The organism is Micrococcus sp. MS-ASIII-49 (assembly GCF_000946635.1).
In the GTDB taxonomy this organism is placed as follows: Bacteria; Actinomycetota; Actinomycetes; order Actinomycetales; family Micrococcaceae; genus Micrococcus; species Micrococcus luteus.
Window position 1 is genome coordinate 1 of sequence record NZ_JXSP01000126.1, and the last position, 3,556, is coordinate 3,556.

4 protein-coding genes are annotated in these 3,556 nt (G+C 77.0%); all 4 read left to right on the forward strand.

Annotated elements, in window-relative coordinates; genetic code table 11:
- The first annotated feature begins 181 nt into the window (after window positions 1-181).
- Complete coding sequence (locus SJ20_RS09025) at window positions 182-1,168, forward strand: cytochrome P450 (RefSeq protein WP_044659673.1); 987 nt, start codon at window positions 182-184, stop codon at window positions 1,166-1,168.
- Window positions 1,165-1,749: a peptide deformylase gene (def, locus tag SJ20_RS09030; protein ID WP_044659674.1), complete on the forward strand. Its 585-nt coding sequence runs from the start codon at window positions 1,165-1,167 to the stop codon at window positions 1,747-1,749. The genes SJ20_RS09025 and def overlap by 4 nt, the downstream gene beginning before the upstream one ends.
- A gap of 14 nt (window positions 1,750-1,763) precedes the next feature.
- Window positions 1,764-2,846, forward strand: a complete 1,083-nt coding sequence (locus SJ20_RS09035) for a methionyl-tRNA formyltransferase (RefSeq protein ID WP_230278126.1) — start codon at window positions 1,764-1,766, stop codon at window positions 2,844-2,846.
- The coding region (locus SJ20_RS09040; RefSeq protein ID WP_044659676.1) for a transcription antitermination factor NusB at window positions 2,843-3,556 on the forward strand (714 nt) is incomplete at its 3' end. The genes SJ20_RS09035 and SJ20_RS09040, both read left to right, overlap by 4 nt.

The following is a 3,556-nucleotide window of genomic DNA, read 5'->3' on the forward strand; positions in this document are numbered from 1 at the left end:
CTAGCCAACTGAGCTACATCCGCGTGTCGGTGCCGCCGGGATCCGCTCGTCCGAGCCGCTCACCTGCGTTTTCCAACGAGAAAGAACTCTAGGCCATCTCCGCCCGGATGCAAAATCGGCGTCCGCTGGCGTGTCGGGCCACCCCGTCGGGGGTCCGCGGACCCTGCCAGAATGGCTGACCATGACCCAGCCACGCCTCGCGCATCAGACCCCCCACGGGCGCATGTACGCGCGCTCCCTCTCGGGCCTGCCCGAGGTCCCGTCCATCACCACCGTGATCGGCATGGAGAAGACGGACCTGGACGGCTGGGTCGGGTGGATGGCGGCCCAGTCCGTGACCCAGGATCCGCGCCTGGCGGAATCCGTGGGCTCCGCCGCGCGCCTGAAGCAGGTGGCCCGGCAGTCCGCCGACGCCGCCGCCCGCTACCGGGACGCCGCGGCCGAGCGCGGGGACCGCGTGCACGACTACGCCGAGCAGGTGGCCCAGCGCGCCCTCGGCCGCCCCCACACCATGGCGGAGGCCCGGGCCCGGCTGATCGAGCACGGCGAGGGCGCCTACGCGGACCGCTTCGACGAGTGGTGGGACCTCTACGACGTCCGGCCGATCGCGGCCGAGATCACCGTCTGGAACCACACGGTGGGCTACGCGGGCACGCTGGACCTCGTCGCCCGGATCGGCGGCCGGCTGTGCCTGATCGACTACAAGACGAAGGGCACGGGGCGGGACGGACGGGTCAAGGCGCTCGATCCCAAGGTGGTCATGCAGCTGACCGCCGGCCTGAAGGCGGAGGAGTCCCTGGTGGACCCCGAGGCCGGCACCTGGGAAGAGTGGCGGCACGGCCAGGCCGAGATGCTGCTCGGCGTCGCCCTGGGGGAGACCGAGGTCGCCGTGCACCAGGCCAACCCCGGTGTGCTGCCCCGCCACTGGCACAAGTTCTGGGCCCTGCGCCAGGTCTGGAAGCACGCGCAGGCCGTGGACGACGCCGGCCCCGCGCTCCGCGTCATCGGCCCGCCTCCGCCGTCGGTCCCGGCGTCGGCGGCCACCGGACTGCAGGCCGTGCGCGCCGCGGCGTTCGGCGGCGGCTCCCACGCCGCCCCGGACGTGGCGCCCGACGGGTCGTCGTCGCGCCCGGCGTCTGCCGAGGGCGGCGATAGGGTGACGGCGTGACCGTCCTGCCCGTCCGCACCATCCCCGACCCCGTCCTGCGCACCGCCGCGTCGCCCGTGCCCCCGGGCGCGGATGTGCGCGCCCTCGTGGCGGACATGATCGAGACGATGCACGCCGTCGGGGGCGTGGGCCTGGCCGCGCCCCAGGTGGGCGTGGGCCTGCGCGTCTTCGTGTTCGACGTCGCCGGCGTCGCCGGGCACGTGGTCAATCCCGTACTCGAGACCGCCGGCCAGGCGCTGCGGGAGCCGGGCGAGGGGTGTCTGTCCGTGCCGGGGCTGCGCTACCACCCGGCGCGCGCCGCCGAAGCCGTCGTCCGCGGCACCGACGTCGACGGGAACCCGGTGGAGCACCGGGGGACCGGCCTGCTCGCCCGCTGTCTCCAGCACGAGACCGACCACCTCGACGGGATCCTCTACGTCGACCGCCTCGACGGCGAGGAACGCCGTGAGGCCCGCCGCCGCATGCGCGCCGGCGAGGTGGACCGCGCCGCCCGCCGCATCGGGGCCGAGCGCGCGGCCGCCGTCAGCTCGGTCTTCGGCGCCCCCGCCGCCCCCGCCGCCGGAACAGGAGCCGCCCGATGACCGCCCCGACGCCCCTGCGCGTGCTCTACGCCGGCACGCCCGAGACCGCCGTGCCCGTGCTGCGCGCCCTGCTCGACTCGCCCCACGAGGTCGTCGGCGTGCTCACCCGGCCGGACGCCCCGGTCGGGCGCCGGCGGGTGCTGACCCCGTCGCCGGTCGCGGTCGTGGCCGAGGAGGCCGGCCTGCCCGTGCTCAAGGCCGACCGACTCCGCGGACCCGAGGGTGCCGATGCCCTCCAGGCGATCCGCGCGCTCGAGGCGGACGTGGCCGCCGTCGTCGCCTACGGGGCGCTCGTGCCCGCCGAGGCCCTGCAGATCCCGCGCCACGGCTGGCTCAACCTGCACTTCTCCGCGCTGCCGGCCTACCGCGGCGCCGCCCCCGTTCAGCGCGCCGTGATGGCCGGGGAGACCGAGATCGCCGCCGACGTGTTCCAGCTCGAAGAGGGCCTGGACACCGGACCCGTCTTCGCCCGACTCACCCGCCCCGTCGCGGCCGACGAGACCGCCGGGACCGTGCTCACCGACCTCGCCGAGCGCGGCGGCCCGCTCGTGATCGACGTGCTCGACCGCCTGGCGGCCGGCACCGCGACGGCCACGCCCCAGCGCGGCGAACCCACCCACGCGCCGAAGCTCACGGCCGCAGACGGCCTGGTGGACCCCGCCCGCCCGGCGGCCGAGGTGGCCGCCCGGATCAACGGCGTCACCCCCGAGCCCGGCGCCTGGGGCTGGCTGACCGCGGACGACGGCGCCGCCCCGGCCCGTTTCAAGCTCGACGGCGTCGCCCCGGTCCGCGCCGGCGACGACGGCTGGCCCTCCGTACTCGACGCCGCGGCTCCCGGGCAGATCCTGGTGGCCGCGAAGGCCGCCTGGCTGCGCACGTCCGGCGGGGCCGTCCGGCTCTCCCGCGTCCAGCCGGCGGGCAGGAAGCTGATGCCGGCCGCCGACTGGGCGCGCGGCGCCGCCGCCGGGGCCGCGCTGCTGGCCGGGGAGGCGCTCGCCCACCACGAAGAACAGGCCCGCCAGAAGGCCGCCGCCCGGGCGGCGGCACGCGAGGCCGCGCGGAACGCCGCGGCACAGGACGAGGAGGCACGCGCATGAGCCGCGAAGGACAGGCAGGACAGGGCCGGGGCGAGCGAGGGGCCCGCGGGGAACGCGGCCGCGCACCCCGGCCGGACGCCCAGGACCGCCGCGACGCGCAGGGGCGCACCCGCAACCGGGGTCGCTCGGGCGCGGGACGGAAGTACTCGGCGCAGGCGCCGTCCCAGCGCTCCCGCACCGCCGACCCGGCCCGCCGCGTCGCGTTCGGGGTGGTCCGCTCCGTCCACGCCGAGGACGCGTACGCGAACCTGGTCCTCCCGGCGCGCATCCGCCAGGCCCGCCTCGACCGGCGCGACGCCGGTTTCGCCACCGAACTCGCCTATGGCACCCTGCGCGGGCTCGGCCTGTACGACGCGATCCTGACCCGCTGCGTGGACCGCCCGCTCGAGCAGATCGACCCACCCGTGCTCGACGCCCTGCGGCTCGGCGCCCACCAGGTGCTGGGCATGCGCGTGCCCGCCCACGCCGCCCTCGACGCCACCGTCTCCCTCGTGCGCGCCGAGATCGGGGCCGGCGCCTCCGGGTTCGTGAACGCGGTGCTGCGTCGGGTCGCCGAACGCCCCCTCGACGAGTGGCTGGCCGACGTCGCCCCCGCCGACGGCGGCGACGCCGCCCTGGCCGTCCGAGCCTCGCACCCGGTGTGGATCGTCCGCGCGCTGCGCCAGGCCCTGGCCGCCCACCGCGGCACCCGCCACACCGCCGACCGCGAC

Excerpts from the sequence above, each read along its gene's own strand:
- SJ20_RS09025 (WP_044659673.1), top strand. The coding sequence starts at position 182 with ATGACCCAGCCACGCCTCGCGCATCAGACCCCCCACGGGCGCATGTAC.